Origin of the sequence: Burkholderia gladioli, assembly GCF_000959725.1 — a bacterium.
Taxonomy (GTDB): domain Bacteria; phylum Pseudomonadota; class Gammaproteobacteria; order Burkholderiales; family Burkholderiaceae; genus Burkholderia; species Burkholderia gladioli.
In genome coordinates, this window is record NZ_CP009322.1 from 2,317,989 (window position 1) to 2,337,422 (window position 19,434).

20 protein-coding genes are annotated in these 19,434 nt (G+C 68.9%); 8 read left to right on the forward strand and 12 right to left on the reverse strand.

Going from position 1 to position 19,434, the window contains the following annotated elements:
• Nucleotides 1-34: 34 nt before the first annotated feature.
• Nucleotides 35-820 (reverse strand): alpha/beta hydrolase, encoded by a 786-nt coding sequence (locus BM43_RS10345; protein WP_013691052.1) that lies wholly within the window; start codon nt 818-820, stop codon nt 35-37.
• 295 nt (nt 821-1,115) lie between these two features.
• Here BM43_RS10345 and BM43_RS10350 point away from each other — a divergent pair, with 295 nt between their 5' ends.
• Both BM43_RS10350 and BM43_RS10355 read left to right on the forward strand, forming a co-directional pair.
• Nucleotides 1,116-1,895, forward strand: a complete 780-nt coding sequence (locus BM43_RS10350) for a carbon-nitrogen hydrolase family protein (RefSeq protein ID WP_036055649.1) — start codon at nt 1,116-1,118, stop codon at nt 1,893-1,895.
• A 159-nt stretch (nt 1,896-2,054) separates the two neighbouring features.
• Nucleotides 2,055-2,849 (forward strand): SDR family NAD(P)-dependent oxidoreductase, encoded by a 795-nt coding sequence (locus tag BM43_RS10355; protein WP_036055648.1) that lies wholly within the window; start codon nt 2,055-2,057, stop codon nt 2,847-2,849.
• Between the two features lie 99 nt (nt 2,850-2,948).
• On the opposite strand, the gene BM43_RS10360 is transcribed toward BM43_RS10355, so the two are convergent.
• The 3 genes from BM43_RS10360 to BM43_RS38580 form a co-directional block, all read right to left on the reverse strand.
• Nucleotides 2,949-3,359: an outer membrane protein assembly factor BamE gene (locus tag BM43_RS10360; protein ID WP_226284720.1), complete on the reverse strand. Its 411-nt coding sequence runs from the start codon at nt 3,357-3,359 to the stop codon at nt 2,949-2,951.
• A 149-nt stretch (nt 3,360-3,508) separates the two neighbouring features.
• Complete coding sequence (locus tag BM43_RS10365; RefSeq protein WP_013691056.1) at nt 3,509-4,579, reverse strand: AI-2E family transporter; 1,071 nt, start codon at nt 4,577-4,579, stop codon at nt 3,509-3,511.
• Between the two features lie 340 nt (nt 4,580-4,919).
• The gene (locus BM43_RS38580) at nt 4,920-5,363 is read right to left on the reverse strand and encodes a rubredoxin (RefSeq protein ID WP_080742261.1); all 444 of its coding nucleotides are present in this window, start codon (nt 5,361-5,363) and stop codon (nt 4,920-4,922) included.
• An 86-nt stretch (nt 5,364-5,449) separates the two neighbouring features.
• On the opposite strand from BM43_RS38580, the gene BM43_RS10375 reads away from it, so the two are divergent.
• The 3 genes from BM43_RS10375 to BM43_RS10385 all read left to right on the forward strand — a co-directional run bounded on the left by BM43_RS10375 (nt 5,450) and on the right by BM43_RS10385 (nt 8,410).
• Nucleotides 5,450-6,028, forward strand: a complete 579-nt coding sequence (locus BM43_RS10375) for a TetR/AcrR family transcriptional regulator (RefSeq protein WP_036055647.1) — start codon at nt 5,450-5,452, stop codon at nt 6,026-6,028.
• A gap of 354 nt (nt 6,029-6,382) precedes the next feature.
• Nucleotides 6,383-7,387, forward strand: coding sequence for a YVTN family beta-propeller repeat protein (locus BM43_RS10380; protein WP_036055646.1), 1,005 nt, complete (start codon nt 6,383-6,385; stop codon nt 7,385-7,387).
• 12 nt (nt 7,388-7,399) lie between these two features.
• On the forward strand, nt 7,400-8,410 hold the full coding sequence (locus tag BM43_RS10385) for a sterol desaturase family protein (protein ID WP_036055645.1): 1,011 nt from the start codon (nt 7,400-7,402) through the stop codon (nt 8,408-8,410).
• 31 nt (nt 8,411-8,441) lie between these two features.
• Here the strand turns inward: BM43_RS10385 and BM43_RS10390 are convergent, their stop codons facing one another.
• The 6 genes from BM43_RS10390 to BM43_RS40285 form a co-directional block, all read right to left on the reverse strand.
• A complete protein-coding gene (locus BM43_RS10390) occupies nt 8,442-9,929 on the reverse strand; it encodes a nicotinate phosphoribosyltransferase (protein WP_036055644.1) in 1,488 nt (495 codons plus the stop codon).
• A 110-nt stretch (nt 9,930-10,039) separates the two neighbouring features.
• Nucleotides 10,040-11,080 carry a bifunctional nicotinamide-nucleotide adenylyltransferase/Nudix hydroxylase gene (locus tag BM43_RS10395; protein WP_036036717.1) on the reverse strand — a complete coding sequence of 347 codons (1,041 nt, stop codon included), beginning with the start codon at nt 11,078-11,080 and terminating at the stop codon, nt 10,040-10,042.
• 188 nt (nt 11,081-11,268) lie between these two features.
• Entirely contained in the window at nt 11,269-12,264 is a 996-nt protein-coding gene (egtD, locus tag BM43_RS10400; RefSeq protein ID WP_036055643.1) for an L-histidine N(alpha)-methyltransferase, read from the reverse strand.
• The gene (gene egtB / locus BM43_RS10405) at nt 12,248-13,519 is read right to left on the reverse strand and encodes an ergothioneine biosynthesis protein EgtB (protein ID WP_036055642.1); all 1,272 of its coding nucleotides are present in this window, start codon (nt 13,517-13,519) and stop codon (nt 12,248-12,250) included. Before egtB ends, egtD begins: the two co-directional genes overlap by 17 nt.
• Nucleotides 13,520-13,737: 218 nt before the next feature.
• Nucleotides 13,738-14,124: a DUF427 domain-containing protein gene (locus BM43_RS10410; protein ID WP_013691065.1), complete on the reverse strand. Its 387-nt coding sequence runs from the start codon at nt 14,122-14,124 to the stop codon at nt 13,738-13,740.
• A 12-nt stretch (nt 14,125-14,136) separates the two neighbouring features.
• Complete coding sequence (locus BM43_RS40285; protein WP_124083548.1) at nt 14,137-14,532, reverse strand: hypothetical protein; 396 nt, start codon at nt 14,530-14,532, stop codon at nt 14,137-14,139.
• Between the two features lie 29 nt (nt 14,533-14,561).
• Between BM43_RS40285 and alr the strand changes: the two genes are divergently transcribed.
• Entirely contained in the window at nt 14,562-15,689 is a 1,128-nt protein-coding gene (gene alr, locus BM43_RS10415; RefSeq protein ID WP_036055641.1) for an alanine racemase, read from the forward strand.
• A gap of 113 nt (nt 15,690-15,802) precedes the next feature.
• On the opposite strand, the gene BM43_RS10420 is transcribed toward alr, so the two are convergent.
• Nucleotides 15,803-16,621 (reverse strand): enoyl-CoA hydratase, encoded by an 819-nt coding sequence (locus BM43_RS10420; RefSeq protein ID WP_036055640.1) that lies wholly within the window; start codon nt 16,619-16,621, stop codon nt 15,803-15,805.
• Nucleotides 16,622-17,032: 411 nt separating this feature from the next.
• On the opposite strand from BM43_RS10420, the gene BM43_RS10425 reads away from it, so the two are divergent.
• Complete coding sequence (locus BM43_RS10425; protein WP_036036705.1) at nt 17,033-17,371, forward strand: hypothetical protein; 339 nt, start codon at nt 17,033-17,035, stop codon at nt 17,369-17,371.
• Between the two features lie 15 nt (nt 17,372-17,386).
• Nucleotides 17,387-17,605 carry a hypothetical protein gene (locus tag BM43_RS10430; protein ID WP_013691068.1) on the forward strand — a complete coding sequence of 73 codons (219 nt, stop codon included), beginning with the start codon at nt 17,387-17,389 and terminating at the stop codon, nt 17,603-17,605.
• 226 nt (nt 17,606-17,831) lie between these two features.
• Here the strand turns inward: BM43_RS10430 and BM43_RS10435 are convergent, their stop codons facing one another.
• The gene (locus tag BM43_RS10435; protein WP_013691069.1) at nt 17,832-19,028 is read right to left on the reverse strand and encodes a porin; all 1,197 of its coding nucleotides are present in this window, start codon (nt 19,026-19,028) and stop codon (nt 17,832-17,834) included.
• Nucleotides 19,029-19,434: the final 406 nt, after the last annotated feature.

Sequence of the window (19,434 nt, forward strand, 5' to 3'; positions counted from 1 at the left end):
AGCGCCGCTTCGCGCTCGCGCCTGCCGCCCCGCCTTACTTCGCCTCGCCCGTCGCTTCCAGGATCAGGTTCGCCACCGCGGCCGGGTGCGAGATCAGCGACACGTGGCTCGACTGGATCTCGATGGTGTGCGCATGCATGCGCTTGGCCATGAAGCGTTCCAGGTCGGGGTTGATGGTGCGATCCTCGGTCGACACCGCGTACCAGGTCGGCTTGTCGTGCCAGGCGGCCACGGTGGTCTTCGCCATCGTGATCGGCTTGCCCATCGGCTGCTGCACGGCGTAGTAGACGCGCGCTTCCTCGGGCGGCAGGTCGCCGGCGAAGTCGTGCACGAAGGCCTGTTCCGAGAGCTTGCCGAAACCGTCGGCCGACCATTGCAGGCCCGCCGAGGCCGGCGCGGCCGGGAATTTCTTCGTCAAGGCCGGATAGTCCTCGCCGGCATCGGGCGCGCGCGCCGCGATATAGACCAGCCCCGCCACCTTCGGATCGTCGCCGGCCTGGCTGATCACCATGCCGCCGTAGGAATGCGCGACCAGCAGGGTCGGGCCGTCCTGGGCAGCCAGCGCACGCTTGACCGCGTCGACGTCGGCATCGAACGAGGTGGTCGGGTTCTGCACCGCCGTCACGTGCAGGCCCTTGGCCTGCAGCAGCGGAATCACCTTTGCCCAGCTCGAACCGTCGGCATACAGGCCATGCACCAGCACCACGTTCTTGATCGGCGCGGCCGGCGCGGCGGCGGCGTTGTCCTGCGCGAAGGCCGAGCTCACGCCCGAGATGGCGGTACAGGCCAGGGCGGCGGCGACAAGCGATTTCAACTTCATCTGACTTCTCCAGAGGCATTGCATTGACGGGAGTCCCCACTTCGTTCACCTTTCATGCGGTGAGGCGAAGGCCGGACCATACCCAGGCTGTCGTCGACGATTCGCGGCTGAGCGCTTGGGTTACATGAGGGCGAACACAGGGCCCGCGCGTTTATTCCCGGCCGATGCAAAATTTTTTTCGACCGTCGGGAAATCGTGAAGGCGCCTCGCACCGAGCACAGCTACAAAAAGCTTTCAGCCTCGCCGGGCAACCGGACAACCGGCCCCGCCTTCCTTTCCATGCCAGGGAGCAGCGATGCAGACAGGGACAGTCAGGATCCTCTACGTGCAATGGCCCGACGGCCTGCAGCCGAGCGGCGCGGCCTGGGAGGCGATCCGCCGCGCCGTCGATGCCGAACAGGCCGACCTGCTGGTCACCAACGAGATGCCCTTCGGCCCGTGGCTGGCGATCACGCCCGACTACGATGCCGAGGCGGCCGCGCGCAGCGTGGCGCTGCACGAGGAGGCCCTGGCGGCACTGGGCCAACTGCAGGTGGGGGCGGTGCTGTCCTCGCGGCCGGTGGCACAGGCGCGGCGCCTGGCGAACGAGGCCTTCGTGATCGAGGGCGGCGCCTATCGCTACCTGCATCACAAGAAGTTCTTTCCCGAGGAGCCGGGCTGGCACGAGGCGAGCTGGTTCGAGCGCGGCCGCGAGGGCTTCGAATGCGCGACGGTCGGCAAGCTGAAGCTGGGCGTGCTGCTCTGCACCGAGCTGTTCTTCAACGAGCATGCGCGCGCCTACGGGCGCCTGGGCGCCGACCTGATCGTCACGCCGCGCGCCACCGGCCACGCCGTCCAGCACTGGTTCACGGCCGGCGCGATGGCGGCGATCGTGGCCGGCGCGGCCCTGGTCAGCTCGAACCGCCACGGACGCGCCACGCCGACGCTCGAATTCGGCGGCACCGGTTTTGCTATGTCACCGACGGGCGAATCGCTCGGCACCACCTCGCAGGCCGCCCCGTTGCGCGCGATCACGCTCGACCTCGCCGCCACGCGGGCCGCCAAGCTGGCCTATCCGTGCTACGTGAAGGAATGAGGCGAACGCACCGAACCGACCGCGGCCGGCGGATCGTGCAATCCGGCCCGGCCGCCGCCGCGTGCGAGGCGATTCGCCCGAGCTGATACATCCTGTGCCGTGCGCGCGCAGCCAGCGACGCGCGGCACACCGTTTCCACGCCTCCAGGGACTCCGAATCATGCAAATCAACCTGACCGGCAAGACCGCCCTCGTCACCGCCTCCACCAGCGGCATCGGCTATGCCATCGCGGAAGGCCTCGCGCGCGCCGGCGCGACCCTGATCATCAACGGACGCAGCGAGCGGTCGGTGGATGCCTCGCTGGCCACGCTGCGCTCCTCCGTGCCCGGTGTGAACGCCTCGGGCGTGGCCAGCGACCTGTCCGGCGCGGCCGGCGTCAAGGCCCTGATCGAGGCGGTCCCGGCCGTCGACATCCTGGTCAACAATGCCGGCATCTACGGCCCGAAGCCCTTCTTCGAGATCGACGACGGAGAATGGGAGCACTACTTCCAGATGAACGTGATGTCGGGCGTGAGGCTCTCGCGCCACTACCTGCCGGCCATGCTCGAACACGACTGGGGCCGGGTGGTGTTCATCTCGTCGGAATCGGCGCTCAACATCCCGGCCGACATGATCCAGTACGGCTTCACCAAGACCGCGCAGTTGTCGATCGCGCGCGGCCTCGCCAAGCTCGCCGCCGGCAGCGGCGTGACGGTCAACTCGGTGCTGCCGGGCCCGACCATGTCGGACGGCGTGAAGGCGATGCTCAAGGAAACCGCCGACCAGGAAGGCAAGACGGTCGACGAGGTGGCGGTGGAGTTCGTGCGCACCCAGCGCGCCAGCTCGATCCTGCAGCGGCCGGCGACCACCGAGGAAGTCGCGAACATGGTGGTGTACGTGTGCTCGCAGCAGGCGTCGGCCACCACGGGCGCCGCGCTGCGCGTGGATGGCGGCGTGGTGGACACGCTGGCCTGAGCCGGGCCCGCGGCGGCAGGAAATCGACGAGAGCACCCGGTGATGACCGGGCGACGGAGGCGAGCGGGCCGCCGGTGCTGCGGGAAAAGCGGGAAGACCTCAGGAAACCGGCGCCGCGCGCTTGAGCAGGCCTTGCCGGTCCGCCTCCATGCAGGTGGCGAAACCATGATGCGTGACGATGCCGTGACGGTCGAACACCACGTAGTAGGGCCGATGCTCGTTGCCGTGCTGGAGCAGGTAGTTGTAGCAAGTGCCGGTCCCGTTGCGCACCATCCAGACGCTGGCGGGATTGCCGCCCGCGCCCACCACGCGCTGCTGGGTGGCGCCCGGCTGGGAAGCGGCCTTCGGCACCGGCAGCTTCGCGTACGAGAACGAGGGATGATGCAGCCAGCCGAACCAGGAGCAGCCCGACAACAGCAGGCTCGCGGCGAACGGCAGCGCGGCGAGGGAGGAACGCGGGGGCGGGGCTAGCAGGCCGGTCAGAACCCGGCCAACACGATCGGTCGTCATTTCCGCATCCTAATCCACCTCGACGACACGAATGTGGAAAACTTTAAAACCCCGCGTCGAAAATCGGCCGGCCCTCGCGTGCGAACGGGCGCGCCGGCATGTGCCCGGGAAGGTCGATGCGTTGCGCGCGCAACGATCGAGGCGGATCCTCAGTGGATCCATTCGGTCCACAGCACGGTCAGCACCGTCATCAGCGCGGGGCCGATGAACAGGCCCAGCAGGCCGAAGGTCTCGGCGCCGCCGAGGATGCCGAACAGCACCAGCAGGAACGGCAGACGCGCCGAGCCGCCGATCAGCACCGGGCGCACGAAGTGCTCGGCGACGAACACCACCACGAAGCCGAACACGGCCAGGCCGATCGCCCAGCCCGTCGCGCCCTGCACCAGGAACAACCAGATCGCGGCACCACAGAACACGATCGGCGCGCAGAACGGCAGCATGGCGGCCACCGCCGTCACCAGCCCCAGCAGCGCCGCGTGCGGCACGCCCGCGAATGCATAGGCGATGCCGAGCAGCGCGCCCTCGCCGAGGCCCACCACCACCAGCCCCGTCACCGTGCCGTAGATGGCCGAGGCCATGCGCTGGATCAGCGAGGCGCCGTTGGCGCCGAACGCGCGCTGCACGCCGCGCATCAGCGATGCCGAGATGTTCGGGCCGGCCCGGAAGATCACGAACAGCGTCACCAGCATGAAGCCGAACAGCACCGCCGCATGCACCACGCGCGAGCCAAAGGCCTTGCCGTAGCTGACGAAGGCCTCGCTGTTCATCGCCTTCACGCCGGTGGGCGCATGCAGCGGCTGGGCCAGGTTGGCCTGCCACCAGGTGCTGACCTGCTGCGCGCCGAACGGCAGGTGCGAGACCGCGTCGGGCACCGGGATGCCGTTCAGGCGCGCGTCGCGCGCCCAGGCGAACACTTCGTGGACCTGGCCCGCGGCCTGCACCACCGCCACCGCCACCGGCACCACCAGCAGCAGGCCGACCGCCGAGGTCAGCACGATCGAAACCACGGTGTGGCGCCCCGACAGCCAGGGCACCTCGTCGATGCGGCGCAGCGCGGGCCACAGCGCGATGGCGATCACGCCGGCCCAGGCCACGGCCGGCAGGAATTCACGGATTACCCACAGCGCGAGCGCGACGAGTGCTGTGTAGAGCACGCCGAGCGCGATCGCCTGCGCTTTCGGGCGTTCTGAATCCGACGTCGAACGGGAGGAATGGATCATCGGGACACTCTGGGCGCAATGGAATACGCAGATGGTGACGGTGTCGTCATCTTAAAGGACGATCACGGCGGGCTTGCGAAATGCTTGGTGGAATCGAGCCGCGTGGCGGGTGATGCGGATGGGCCGGGGCACAGCGGCCGGCAGCCCTCGAAACGGTTCGATAGCGAACGAAGTCAATCGTGGCCTGCTTGCCGATAATTCGTTCGACATGGCAGGTAATCGAAGAAAACGCGTAGCAGACAGGCGCCGGTCGTGGGTGATCGGCGACGCGTCGGCAAAAAGAAAGAAAGTGGCTTGCGCATCTCGCGAAGCCGGATCGCAAACGAAGCGGATGAACGAATCAGAAAGCCATCAGGGCGAAGTCTTCCTTGCCGACGTCGCAAAGCGGGCAGCGCCAGTCGTCGGGCACCGCCTCCCAGCGCGTGCCCGGCGCGAGGCCATGCTCGGGATCGCCGCTGGCTTCGTCGTAGATCCAGCCGCAGATCAGGCAGACGAACTGGCGGAATTCGACGACGCTCGGCACTGGCTGGTTGGGCTCGGCCTCGGCGGCGGCGGAATCGAGCGCGTGAGCAGGCACCGGCGCATGGACCTCGCCCTCGTCGTCGAGGCTCACCACCAGCGGCTCCGCGCCCTGGGCCGGCGCGGCGGCCAGGTAGGCGTCGAGCGCGCGGTACAGGCGCCCGGCGTCCTCGCCGCTCAGGCCGAGGCTCAGCGGCTGCCCGCGCGCCTCGCCGAGCCGGCGCGGCGAAAACTGCAATTCGAGGGCGGTACCTTTCTTGTACATGGAACAGCTCGGGATAATTCGGATACTCGATGGTATCTGTATACTGCCCGGCATTCAACCGAGATTCCGATTCGACGGAGACAGGCATGGCCAGACTGACGCGCGAGGAAAGCCAGGCGCAAACCCGCCATCGGCTGCTGGAGGTAGCCGCCGCGCTGTTCACGCGCGACGGCTACGCGGCCACCTCGCTCGAGCGCATCGCCGAGGTGGCCGGCTTCAGCAAGGGCGCGGTCTACTCGAACTTCCCGGGCAAGGAAGCGCTGTTCCTGGAAGTGCTGGAAGCGCATGGGCAGCGCAGCCTCGCCGACCTGCACGCGGCGATCGACGGCGCCGCCACACCGGCCGACGCGATCGAGCGGATCGCCGGCTGGGCCGACCGGCATTCGCGCCTGGGCAGCTGGCCGCTGCTGGTGCTCGAATACGCGCGCCACGCCAAGCCCGCCGACAGCTTCCGCGCCTCGCAGGAAGCGGTGCTGCGCTCGCACTGGCGCACGCTCGGCGAGCGTCTGCGCGGGCTCGATCCCGCGCTCTCGGTCGATGCCGAAACGCTCGGCGCACTGATCTTCGAGCTGACCTACGCGCCGGCCATGAGCTTCGTGAGCCGGCCGACCTCGGGCGAGCTGCTGCGCGCCGCGCTCGGCGGCCTGTTCGGCACGCAGCGCTGAGCCGCGCCGGGGCCTGCCCAACTGGTTGCCGACACAACCAGTTCGACAAACGGCTTTCAACCTCCTGCCGCCATCCCCACGATCACCCAGCATCGCGCTTGCGACCGGCTTCGATTCCGATCGCATCGGCTTGCGGCGCGACGATCGATTGATGCGCGCGCCGGGCCGTCATTGCGGCGCGCAAGCGCGATTGTTCCACTCATACGCGGCGCTCATCGTTTCATCCGCACAATGCATTGGACGCTCACCGGGCTGACCGGTAAGTTGCGCGTCAGCCCAGCGCGCGACACGCGAGACCCTCGCCGTCATTGCCGCGCGGCGCCGCTTTCGTCACGCTCGCACCAGGAAGTCCCGATGTTCCGCTCCCCCGCCGCGCGCCTGCGCGTGCTGCTGCTGTCCCTCTTCTGCGCCGCCGGCGCCCCGCTGGCCGCCCATGCCGACAACGTGGTGGTGCTCGATTCGGGCGAAGCCAGGCTGAACCTGATCGACGAGGCCTCGCGCAAGGTGGTGGCCACCCTGCCCGCCGGCAAGGAGCCGCATCACCTGATGATCACGCCCGACGGCAAGACCCTGATCATCGCGAACTCGGTGTCCGACAACCTGATGTTCGTCGACCCGCCCACCGGCCGCGTCGAGGGCACGCTGCAGGATATCGAGGACCCCTATCAACTCGGCTTCTCGCCCGACGGCCACTGGTTCGTCACCAATGCGCTGCGGCTCGATCGCGTCGACATCTATCACTACGAGGCGCCGCTGCACTTCACGCTGGCCAAGCGCCTGCCGCTCGAGAAGATGCCGAGCCACATGACCTTCTCGATGGACAATCGCACCGTCTACGTCTCGCTGCAGGAATCGGGCGAGATCGCCGCGATCGACCTGCCGACCCAAACCGTCGACTGGCGCATGCACGTGGGCCAGGACCCGGCCGGGCTGTGGATGACGCCCGGCAACCGCTACCTGCTGGTGGGCATGACCGGCGAGGACGACGTGGCGGTGGTCGACTGCGTCACGCACCAGGTGGTGAAGAAGATCCATACCGGCCGCGGCGCGCACAACTTCCGCTCGCTCGACGACGGCCGCCACGTGGCCGTCACCAATCGCGTCGACAGCACCATCAGCGTGCTCGACTACACGGCCCTGACCAACACCGGCGACATCACCGGCCTGATGCCCGGCCCCGACGACATGGAACTGTCGGCCGACAAGCGCTTCCTGTGGGTCACCTTCCGTTTCTCGCGCCATGTCGGCGTGATCGACCTGGCCACGCGCAAGCTGGTCAGCAGGATCGCCGTCGGCCGCTCGCCGCACGGCCTGTTCTTCGCCGACCGCGCGCCGGTCCATGCACCCAACCCGGATTGAGGCGGGCCCGCCATGATCGACGCGCTGCTGGCTTCGGCCGACAACCTGATCGGCACCGTGCAGACGGCGCTCTACGTGGACCTGGTGCAGCCGCTGCTGTTCCGCGCCCATCTGATGGACTACGACGAGGACATCTACGACGCGCTGTACTGGGTGATCGTCGCGGTCTGCGAGATCGCGCTGACCTGGGCGCTGCTGCGCCCGCTGGAGGCCTGGCGGCCGATCGAGCGCTGGCCCGAGCGCCGCGCGGTGCGCGCCGACGTCTGGTACACCTGGATCGCCAAGCTCGGCGTGGTCAACGGCCTGTTCTTCGTCTACCTGCAGCCGCTGTTCAACCACGCCGAGACCTGGATGCAGGTGCATCGCATCTGGAACGTCAATCTCGACGCGTTCTGGCCCGGCGTCTCGGACCGGCCGCTGGTCTCGTTCGCGATCTACGGGCTCGCGCTCGACTTCGCGGGCTACTGGTACCACCGCTGGCAGCATCGCTTCGGCGTGTGGTGGGAACTGCATGCCGTGCATCACAGCCAGCGCCGCATGTCGTTCTGGAACGACGACCGCAACCACTTCCTCGACGTGCTGATCCAGGCCGCGTTCTTCGCCCTGCTGGCGCTGCTGATCGGCGTGCAGCCCGGCCAGTACGTGGTGCTGGTGGCCGTCGGCAATACCCTGCAGAGCATCCAGCACGTCAATGCGCGCCTGTCCTACGGCTGGCTGCTGGAGCGGCTGCTGGTGAGCCCGGCCTTTCATCGACGCCATCACGCGGTCGAGTATGGGCATACCGGCGTGGCCTATGGCTGCAACTTCGGCGTGCTGTTCCCGTGGTGGGACATGCTGTTCCGCACCGCCGACTGGACCCGCAGGATCGAGCCGACCGGCATCTCGGACCAGTTGCCGGGCGATGCGGGCCCGGGCCGCGATTACGGCGAAGGCGTCTGGGCGCAGAACTGGCTCGCCTTCATGCGCATCGCCAGCCGCATCCGGCTGGCTTGCGGGCGGGCTTTCGCGGCGCGCTCGGCCTGAACCGGCGCCGGGCGCGCCGCCGCTCGCCGCCTCAGGCGAGCGGGACCGGCACGTCCTCGGCCTCGGGCTGCCGCGCCTCGCTCGCGGCTTCATGCGCGTGCGCACGCGCGCGAACCTCGGCCAGCGTCACCTCCTCCAGCAGGCGCCCCGTATCGAACACGGTGCGCAACGCATCCTCCCATTCGCCCTCGACCGCGTGGTCGTCCCATGCGGCCGGCATCGCCACCGTGCGATAGGCGCCGGTGCCGCGATGGCGCTGCAGCGTCAGCCTGCCCTGCTTGGAGCGCTTGCCGGGATCGGTGACCGGGTCCTTGCCGACCGGGTGCCAGACCTCGCCGCGTCGGATCGCCGAGCACTTCATCGCGAAGCGCTGCGTGTCGCGATCGACCTGCTGCAGCAGCGCGCCGCCCATGCCGAACACCACGTTGCCGGCCGAATAGCCGGCCGCGTCGAGCGACGCCAGGATCGCCTCGATCGAGGCCTCGTTGACGCCGTCGCCCTGGATCACACGCACGTGGTTCAGCACGCGGCGCCCCTTGCGGTTCACGCTCGCGCCAAAGGCGGCGTCGAGCGCGCGCACGGTGGCCAGCACGATGGTTTCCGGGTCGCCCGAATCGGGGCGCACCACCAGGGTGGCGCCCGAATCGATCACCTGCTGCCGCAAGGGGCCGCCCCACAGGTCGAGCGCGGCGAACAGGTCGTAGGAATCGGACACTACCGAGACGATGCCGCCCGGCTTCGCGCAGTGCGCCAGCACATGGCGGTAGGCTTCGAGCTCGCCGTCGCGGCCCCAGGAGGTGATCGTGCTGTGCTCGGCGGCCGGCACCGAATAGGCGGCCATCGGCTCGCGATAGAAGCGGTTGGCGGCCAGCACGCCGAGCACCGTGTCCGAACCCATGAAGCTGACCAGGTGCGCGGCGCCGCCGATCGCGGCCGACTCCGCGCTCGACACGCCGCGCGCGCCGAAATCGTGGAGCTTGAACGGCAGTTGCGAGAGATCCTCGTCGCCGCGTTCGAGCCAGTGCCGAATCGTCTGGCGCAGATGCCAACTGCGAGTGGCGACCGTCACCGGGTACCAGATGCGCAGCAACATGGTCTCGACATGGGACGCCAGCCAGAACAGCTCGGGATCGGTGCATTCGACCGTGATCAGCGCATTGCCGACCGGCACCACCGAGCCTTCCGGCACCGCGCGGATGCGCACCGGCAGGTAGCCGTCGTAGCGCTCCACCACGCGGCGCCAGCCGGCCTCGTTGAAGGGCTCGCCGTGCAGCGCGAAGAAATCGCGGGCCTCGTCCACCATCGCGTGCGTGACGGGCCGGTACAGGTATTCCTTGAGCAGCATCTGCAGGCCGAAGAACAGCGTGCGCTCGTAGCGGCCGCCGCGCGATTCGACGTAGGAGAACATCGCCGTCGCGTCGGGCGGATATTGCAGGTAGTGGGAGGCCTTGTACGAATCCGTGTTGAGGATCGGGTTGGCAAGGATCGCGGCGAGGCCGCCGGCTTCGGTGCTGTGCATGGTCAGAGCTCCTCTGGACCTGGGGGAAGGCCGCCGGGTCTATCCTGGCGGGCCGGTCGCGCCCGGCTTGGCCGGGCGCGTGAACTACGGTGAAGCGTGGGCGATGAGAATCAGAGCTTGCCGAGGAAGTGATAGGCGATGTCGAAGTGATCCTCGAACATGCGCTCGCGCATCGTCTCGAACTCGTTGAGCGGCACCCAGCGCGCCTTGTCGGCATCGTCGCTGCCCTTCACGCGCGGCAGCTCGCCGGTGGGGAAGTGGAACAGCGAGGCATGCGTGATGGTGCGCCCGCGCAGCGAACGCGTCGGGTGGTCGAACACCTGACGGTCCTTGAGCGAGCCGCGCAGCACCGGCTCGGGCAGCTTGAGCCCGGTTTCCTCGCGCAACTCGCGGATACAGGCCGCGTCGATGCGCTCGTCCTGCTCGACGAAACCGCCCGGCAGCGCCCACAGACCCTGCCCCGGCGCGCTGCGGCGGCGGATCAGCAGGATATGGCCGGAGTGCACCACCACCGCGTCGACGGTCACGAAGGTGACCGCGTAGGGCGCGGCGGCCCACTTGCGGTGATAGGCGGCGATGAACTCGGCTTCCGACTTGAGCTGCGCGAACTCGGGCCGCGTCTGGAACTGCTCGAGCCAGGCGAACACCGGCGCGGGCACGGCCCAGGACACGAAGCTGTTCGGGCGCTCGGCGAAATACTGCGCGCGGATCTCGGTGGCGGAGATGTCCTCGTTCGGCTCGACCTCGACGAAGGGCCATTGCGGGAACATGCGCAGGTAATACGAGGAGGCGTCCTTCTCGTGGCCGATCAGGCCCACGCGGCCGGTGGCGGCGGCCTCGCCGAGCGCAGCGGCCACCGCCTGCTGGATCCAGCGGACCCAGTCGGTGTCGTTGTACATGGAGTCCTGCACCGGGACGATCATGACGCGCTCGCGCTCGTCGGCGTCGAGCATCGACTCGAGCATCTGGCGGCGCTCGTCGAACGAGAACGGATCCTTGATGGTGCGGGGGCGATCGGTCGAGCCGACCAGCACGCATACGCGCGGCGCCTGGGCCAGGGCGGCCTTCAGGACATGCAGGTGACCACGGTGGGGCGGCTGGAAACGACCAATGAAGACGAGCGCGTCGAAGCGCCTGGACTGCGTGCTCATGAGGCTCCCTCAAGAGTTGGAACGCTCCGGGTCTATCCCGAAGACTGGTGCCATCCTAAATCGGCACGGGTTCGAGCGTCAATTCGAATTCGCGGGCAGGGCCAGCGCCGCAGCGGGGCTCACCAGGGCGCACGCGCCCGATGAGACGCGGCGCCGGCCGGCCACCGCGTCGGCAGCGCCCCCCGCGTTCAGCGCGCCGGGCTTTCCAGCCAGTGCAGGCTGAACAGTTGCGCCTCGTCGGTCCACACCTTGCGCGGCACGTAGCCGGCACGCTCGGCCATCTCGCGGAAACCGTCGAGCGTGAACTTGCGTGAATTCTCGGTGTGGATCGTCTCGTCCTCGGCGAACTCGAAGGCCTGGCCGCCGACCTTCACGGTCTGCGCGCGCAGGCTGACCAGGTGCATCTCGATGCGCTGCAGCCGGCTGTCGTAGAACGCGCGATGACGCCAGGCGTCGAGATCGAAATCGGCGCCCAGCTCGGCATTGGCACGCGCCAGCAGGTTCAGGTTGAAGGCCGCCGTCACGCCGGCCGCGTCGTTGTAGGCGCGCTCCAGCACCGCCGTGTCCTTCACCAGGTCGACGCCGATCAGCAGACCACCGCCGGCCAGCAGCGCGGCGGTGCGGCCCAGGAAGGTATCGGCCTCGCGGTTCGAGAAATTGCCGATGGTCGAGCCGAAGAAGATGCCGACCCGGCGATCCGGCACGCGCGCGAGCTCGCGCATCGCTTCGGGCTGCAGATAATCGGCCGCCACCGGCTGCACCTCGAGCGCGGGATAGTGGCGACGCAAGGCGGCGGCCGACTCGCGCAGATAGGCCGCCGAGATGTCGACCGGCACGTAGCTGGCGGGCGGCTCGGCGGCCAGGCAGGCGTCGAGCACGAAGCGGATCTTCGACAGCGAGCCCGCGCCGAACTCGATCAGGTTCGCCTCGGCACCGATCGCCTGCGCGATCTCTCCCGCGTGCGCCGCCAGGATCGCGTGCTCGGTGCGCGTCGGGTAGTACTCGGGCAGCTCGCAGATCCGGTCGAACAGCGCCGAGCCGGCCGCGTCGTAGAAATACTTCGGCGAGATGCTGCGCGGCCGGCTGCCCAGCGCGTCGAGCAGGTCGCGCAGGAAGGGGGTCCGGGCAGGCGGGCGACTCGCGCTGTTGGGGTTCGCGCGGAACAGCTCAGAGGTCTCGTACAAGGCGTACTCCTGTGAATTGCCAGCGCGCGGCCGGCGGGAAGAAATTGCGGTAGGTCGGCCGCGCATGGCCCGGCGGCGTGGCAAGGCTGCTGCCGCGCAGCACCTGCTGCCCGACCATGAACTTGCCGTTGTATTCCGAGGCGATGCCCGGCAGCGGCCGGAAGCCCGGATACGGGTCGTAGGACGAGCGCGTCCATTGCCAGACGTGGTCGAGCATCTGCGCGATGCCGGGCAGCGCGCAGGCCGCCTCCCATTCGAACTCGGTCGGCAGCCGCGCGCCGGCCCACTCGGCATAGGCGGCCGCCTCGAAGAAGCTCAGGTGCGCCACCGGCGCGTCGGGATCGAGCGGCCGCAGGCCGTCGAGGCCGAAGCCGAGCCAGCCGGGCAGGCCGGCGCCGGGATCGTGCGCGTCGCTCGCGAGGCCGAGCGCGCCGGCCTCGCGCGGATGCCAGTAGGCCGGCGCGCACCAGCCCTCGCGCTGCACGGCGGCCCAGCCGTCGGACAGCCACAGCGCCGCGGTCGTGTAGCCGCCATCGGCGATGAAGGCCGCGTAGTCGCGGTTGCTCACCAGGCGATCGGCGATCTCGAAGGGCCGCAGCAGCGCCTGGTGGCGCGGGCCCTCGTTGTCGAAGGCGAAGCCGCCGCCGTCATGGCCGATCTCGACGATCCCGCCCGCGTGCGCCAGCCAGCGCGCCTCGCCCGCCGGGCCGGCCGGCATGCGCGGCGCGGCGCCGTCGTCGCGATAGGCGGGCAGCAGCGGATTCACCGAGAAGGCATGCAGGATGTCGGTCAGCAGCAGTTCCTGGTGCTGCTGCTCGTGGTTGAGCCCGAGCGTGATCTCGGGCGCGATCTCCACCAGCAGCGGCAGGTCCGCGCCGCGCACCAGCTCGAGCAGGGCCGTTTCCACATGATGGCGATAGGCCAGCACGTCCTCCAGCGAGGGCCGCGACAGCATCCCGCGCCGCGGGCGCGCATGACGCGGCCCGAGCGCCTCGTAGTAGGAGTTGAAGAGGTAGGCGTAACGCTCGTCGAAGGGCGTGTAGCCCGGCGCGTGACGCGCCAGGATCACGGTCTCGAAGAACCAGGTGGTATGCGCGAGATGCCACTTGGTGGGGCTCGCGTCGGGCATCGACTGCAGGACCTGGTCCTCCGGGCTCAGCGGACTCGCGAGCTCGAGGCTATGGCGCCGCACCGCGGCGATCTCCCGTTCCAGGGTCGACGCGAGCGTGCGCGCCGTCAGTTCGTTCTTGGTCATCGGTCGGGTTCCGGGAGTGGCGGCCGGCCCGCTTCGGCGGACCTGGCCATGGATATCTTCAGCGAGAGTCCGCGAGCCGCGGCCCGTGCCACGGTGGCGGATGGTGCGCAAGGCCGCCCGGGCGCGATACGCGCGGGCGGGCGGATCGGCACGCGAATCATGCGTTCCTCGAGTTCGTGGAAAACGCGGTCGCGGTTACAGTGCCTTGGCGGATTGGATCAGGCGGCGATCTCGATGGCGTCGACGCGCTCGGGATAGAACGCGAAATGGCCGGCGATCGGTGCCACCGCCTCGTGCGGCGATTCGTAGGACCAGATCGCGTTCTCGCCGCGCGGGCCGAGCGCGGGAATCGAGTAGTAGGTGGCCTCGCCCTTGTAGGGGCAGTAGCTGGTGTGGCTGCTGCGCACCACGCGCGTGACGTCGATATCGGCGCGCGGGATGTACTGCACGGGCGGATAGCTGGCCTCGCGCAGCGTCAGCGCGCCGTGCGTGTCGGCCAGCGGCGCGCCGTCGGCCAGCACGCGGACATGGGCGCCGGTGGGCGCGATCGTAATCGGATGATCCGGGCCGGGAACCCGGACGGGGCGATCGGATGACGAGGACATGGGGTCGCTCCTTCAGCGTGCTTCGCGCTTGAATATTTCGGCATCGTACGTCGATTTCGTGACATGCGTACGAGGCCGGCACCAACCCGGGCCGCCGGCCCGCGCACGGCGCGCCATGCAGGGCCGGCAAGCGCTGGCGCGGCCGCTCGCGCGATACGGAAATGCGAGCAGGTTCGGCCAGCCGCAGCCGGGCTTGTCTCCCGCCGCAGGTTCCATGCCCGCAACCGGGGCCGGATGATGCACGCCGGCGGCGGCCCAGGCCGAGCGCCCCGCCCGGCCTAGGGCAATCTTTACCAAAAACGTGACAAAAACATTAAATAAAACTGCCTCGATGCCCATATGATGGCGTCCGTCACCATACCAACCGCGAAACGCGCGATCGATCGCCACTGAGAGGCCGATCGGCAAGGCGCATCGCCATTCCGACCGAGACCGCCATGCCCCGTCCCATCCTTGCCCAGATCCGCCCCGCCGCGGTCCGCCACAATCTCGCGGTGATCCGCCGACGCGCCGCCAGCTCGCGCGTATGGGCCGTGGTCAAGGCGAACGCCTACGGCCATGGCATCGAGCGGATCTATCCGGGGCTGGCCGAGGCCGACGGCATCGCCCTGCTCGACCTCGACGAGGCGGTGCGCGTGCGCGAGCTGGGCTGGACCCGGCCGGTGCTGCTGCTGGAAGGCCTGTTCGAGGCCGCCGATGTCGCGATCGCGGATCGCTACCGGCTCAGCGTCGCGGTGCACACCCCGGAACAGCTCGACATGCTGGCCGCCGCGCGCCCGACGCGCCCGATCGACATCCAGCTCAAGATGAACTCCGGCATGAACCGGCTGGGCTTTCGCCCCGACGTCTATCGCGAGGCCTGGCAGCGCGCCTCGGCCACGCCGGCGGTGGGCCGCATCGCGCTGATGATGCACTTCGCCAATGCCGACGAAGGCCAGGCCGACTGGCAGATGCAGGTGTTCGACGCGGCCACCCAGGGCCTGCCCGGCGAACGCACGCTGTCGAACTCGGCCGGGGTGCTCTGGCATCCGGCCGCGCACCGCGACTGGGTGCGCCCCGGCACCATCCTCTACGGCGCCTCGCCGACCGGCGTGGCGCGCGACATCGCCGACACCGGCCTGCTGCCCTCGATGACGCTGAGCAGCCGGCTGATCGGCATCCAGACCATCGAAGCCAACGAGACGGTCGGCTACGGCCGGCGCTTCGCCGCCTCCAGCGCGATGCGGGTGGGCGTGGTGGCCTGCGGCTATGCCGACGGTTATCCGCGCCACGCGCCCACCGGCACGCCGATCGTGGTCGACGGGGTGCGCACGCGGGTGGTCGGCCGCGTCTCGATGGACATGCTGACGGTCGATCTCACGCCCTGCCCGAACGCGCGTATCGGCTCGCCGGTCGAGCTGTGGGGCAACCAGGTGCATGTCGACGAGGTGGCCGAGGCCGCCAGCACGATCGGCTACGAGCTGATCTGCGCGATCGCGCGGCGCGTGCCGGTGGAGGTCGAGCCGCTGGTCGACACCGAGCCGCTCGAACTGCCGGCGCTGCGCACCGGCAGCTACGGGCGCTGATCCGGCGTCGCTGCATTCCCGGCGGGCACCGGCTCGCGCCCGAGCCATCCCGGCGGGCGCGGGCAACAGGCCAGCCGGCAGCGCCTGCCTCGCGCGCGCCGCCGGCCTCGATCTCAGGCTTCGCCCGATCGGCCCCAGCGTGCCGGCCGCTTCTCCAGGAACGCGTCGATCCCCTCCTCCACGTCGGGCTCCATCATGTTGTCGGCCATCACCGCGGCCGCGTGGCGATAGGCTTCGTCGAGCGGCAGCTCGCGCTGGCGATGGAACATCGCCTTGCCATGACGCACGGCGGCCGGCGACTTCGCCACGATGCTGGCCGCCAGGCGCGCCACCGCCGCATCGAGCGCATCGGCCGGCACCGCCTCGTTGACCAGCCCCCAGTCGCGCGCCGTGCTCGCGTCGATGAAGCGCCCGCTGACCAGCATCTCGAAGGCGCGCTTGGCCGAGACGTTGCGCGACAGCGCCACGGCCGGCGTCGAGCAGAACAGCCCGACCTCGATGCCGGAGACGGCGAAGCGCGCCGTGTCGGCCGCCACCGCCAGGTCGCAAGCCGCCACCAGTTGGCAGCCGGCCGCCGTGGCCACGCCCTGCACGCGCGCGATCACCGGCACCGGCAGGCCGCGGATCGCCTGCATCAAGTCGCTGCAGCGCGTGAACAGTTCGAGGTAGTCGCGGCGGGCCGTGGCCGAGCCGCGGCGCGCGCGCATCTCGCGCAGGTCGTGGCCGCCGCAGAAGGCGCGGCCCTCGGCGGCCAGCACCACGCAGCGCAGCCGCGTATCGCCGGCCAGCGAGTCGAAGGCGCGGCCGAGCTCGGCGAGCATCGCATCCGACAAGGCGTTGGCCTGGGCCGGCCGGTTCAGGCGCAAGGTGGTCACGCCCTGGGCGTCCTCGCGCAATACGTGGGGTTCGTCCTTGCCTGCTGGGGAATGCATGTCGCCCTCCTGGCTGCCTCGATGTTTTCGTATTTTTCAATGGGGCGTCGCGCGCACGCGACGGTCCTGCGCGCCACCTTACACCGCTTCGGAGCGGGCCGAGCCGCCTCGGCGCCTGTCGCCGCATGCCCTGCCGCGGGCGGAACCGCGCCGCGTCTGGCGCCGGCGCCGACGCCTCGTTTCATGCCTCGCGATCGCACCGAAAATACTGTATATTCATACAGCAATCGACTCGCCGGCGGCCGGTAAAAATCGCCTGCCGGGCAGTGTGTCCATGAGACAATCGCTCGTTGGCCGAAGCTCGCCGCGCAGTGCAATCGCGCGGGGCACCGGCCGACACGGAACCTGCCGCCATGGCGGCAGGTTCCGGTGCCACACGGAGAATACATAGTGAAACTGGTTGGATGCGGGTTGCTGTTGCTGGCGGTCACGTCGCCGGCATTCGCGGGCGACCACTACGTCGAAATCTGGAATCCGCCCGAAGCACGCGGCGGTGCCCACCACGACATGGCGCCGGCCGTGCCAAAAGCACCGAAACAACACAAGCGCGTCGCACCGCGCCTGGTCGACGCGGGCGTGCGCCCGCCGGCGGTGGAAGCGGCCAAGCCGCTGGCAAGGCCGCACGCGGCCACGCCCGATACACCGCGCGCCGCCCCGGGCACGCCCGAGATTCCGCGCCTGTTCACGCCGGACGGCAACGTGCTGCGGGTCGGCACGCCGGCCGCCGCGGGCGTCACCATCCTGCGCTGACGGAAGCCCCCGCCGATGGAAGCCGAAACCTACAAGGGCTACCAGATCTGGGGCCATGCGATCCTCCAGCAGGAGGAGATCATGCAGCCCGATCGTTATGCGGCCAGCGGCACCATCACGCGCAACAACCGGCTGGTCGACGCCTCGAGCGTGCTCGGCGTGTTCGATACCGAGGATGCCGCGCGCTTGGCCGGGCTCGAATGGGCGCGTGCCTGGGTCGACAGCCACGGCTGATGCCACGGCTTGCTTGTCTTCCCCGCTGTACCACCACATGCATGGCCTGATCGGGCCAGCCATCCTTTCCAGGCAATTCCCCTCGCTCGACATCTCGCCGCCTGCGCGACCGATCCGCCGGCAGCCTCATCGTCCAGCCATGAAAAAACGGGCAGCCCCGCCGAGGCGGGAGCTGCCCGTTTTGCATTCGCGAGCGCGACGCGATGCGCCGCGCCCGCGCGCTCGATCAGAAGCGGTGGATCAGGCCGACGCCCAGGCCGACCTGGCCGCGCGTGGTGGCCGGCGTGCTGTTGAAGCCGTCGCCGATCGAGGCCGTCGCCGCGATCACCTTGCCGTTCGACAGCGTGTTGCCCGAGGCGTGCTGGTAGGCCTCGACCGCGTACAGGCCGGTGCGCTTGGACAGGCTGTAGTACTGCGAGGCCGTGACCTGGTGGTAGCGGGCCGCGCTGGACACGCCGTTGGACAGCGTCGCCGCCGTGTAGCTGTAGCCGAGCCCGAAGTCCCACACGGCAACCGGCTTGAAGTGCAGCACCGCGCCGGCGGTGTTGAAGGTGGCCGTGTTGCGGAAGGTCGAGTTGGCGCCCGGGATGTACTGCACGTTCGAGTAGGAGACCGTCACGTCGAACTGCGAGGTGAACTGGTAGCCGCCCGTCACCGCCACGCGCTGCTGCGCCTGCGCCGTGATGTAGCCGTTGTTGATCGCCGACACGGCCGTCTGCGCGCCGCCGTTCGAGGTGGTCGAGTTCGGGCTCCAGGCGCCGCCGCCCGAAGCCGCGTTGTTGACGCGCTGGAACGCCGCGGCCACGCCGAGCGGGCCGTTGGTGTACTGCAGGCCCGCGCTCCAGGTCGAACCGGCGTTGACGCTGCCCGGCTGGCCGCCGAACGAGTAGGAGCCGCCGAACGTGAAGCCGTAGTACTTCGGCGACATGTAGACCAGCGAGTTGTTGGCACGGTAGCTGGTGTCGAGCGAGTCGATATCGCCCGGGTGCGCGCCGAAATAGCCAGTCAGCCAGGTGGTCGGGCTCCACGGCGAGAGCAGCGTGTAGTAGGCGGTGTACTGGCGGCCGGCGGTCAGCGTACCGTACTTGGTATCGGACAGGCCGACGAAGGCCTGGCGCGTGAAGATGCCGCCGCTGAACTGCGAGTTGCCGTTGGCGGTGTTGACGCCGGCTTCCAGGGTGAACACGGCCTTGGTGCCGCCGCCGAGGTCTTCCGCGCCCTTCAGGCCGAAGCGGCTGCCCGCCCAGACGCCCGTCGACATCTTCACCGACGAATGGCCGTTGGCCGTCTGGCCCAGCGAGCCGCTGCTGTTCTGGTAGGCCAGGCCATTGTCGACGATCCCGTACAGGGTCACGCTGCTCTGGGCGTGCGCGGCCGTGGCAAGGCCGGCTGCCGTGATGGCAACCGCTACGTGCTTTTTCATTGCTTCTCCATCCTCAGGATTCTTTGGTCTCGTGTGCTACGGGCATGGGCGAGTTTCCATGCCGGCGCCATTCTGACCGAGAAGCTGACAATTCCCTACCTGTCAAAAGTGCATCGTCGGTTCGGCGCAACGCGGGAATTCACTAAACGGTGAGCGTTTGAGCGCGATGCACAAAGCGTTTTTCGTTTGATTGTCGAATCGATGAAACCGGTCCCGGCATAAACCCTGATTTACATTTCAGGCGCCAAACCCAGGTGCGTCAGGCTGGCGCTGGCGTTTGAGTTGATGCGTCGCAGCAAATCAATTGCATGCGATGTATTGCCTTGTCTCGGCCGGAAACGCGAGTAGACAGACTTACAAGTCTGTTTCCGGATCGGGCAATCGAAATGTCATATGTAAGGATCGG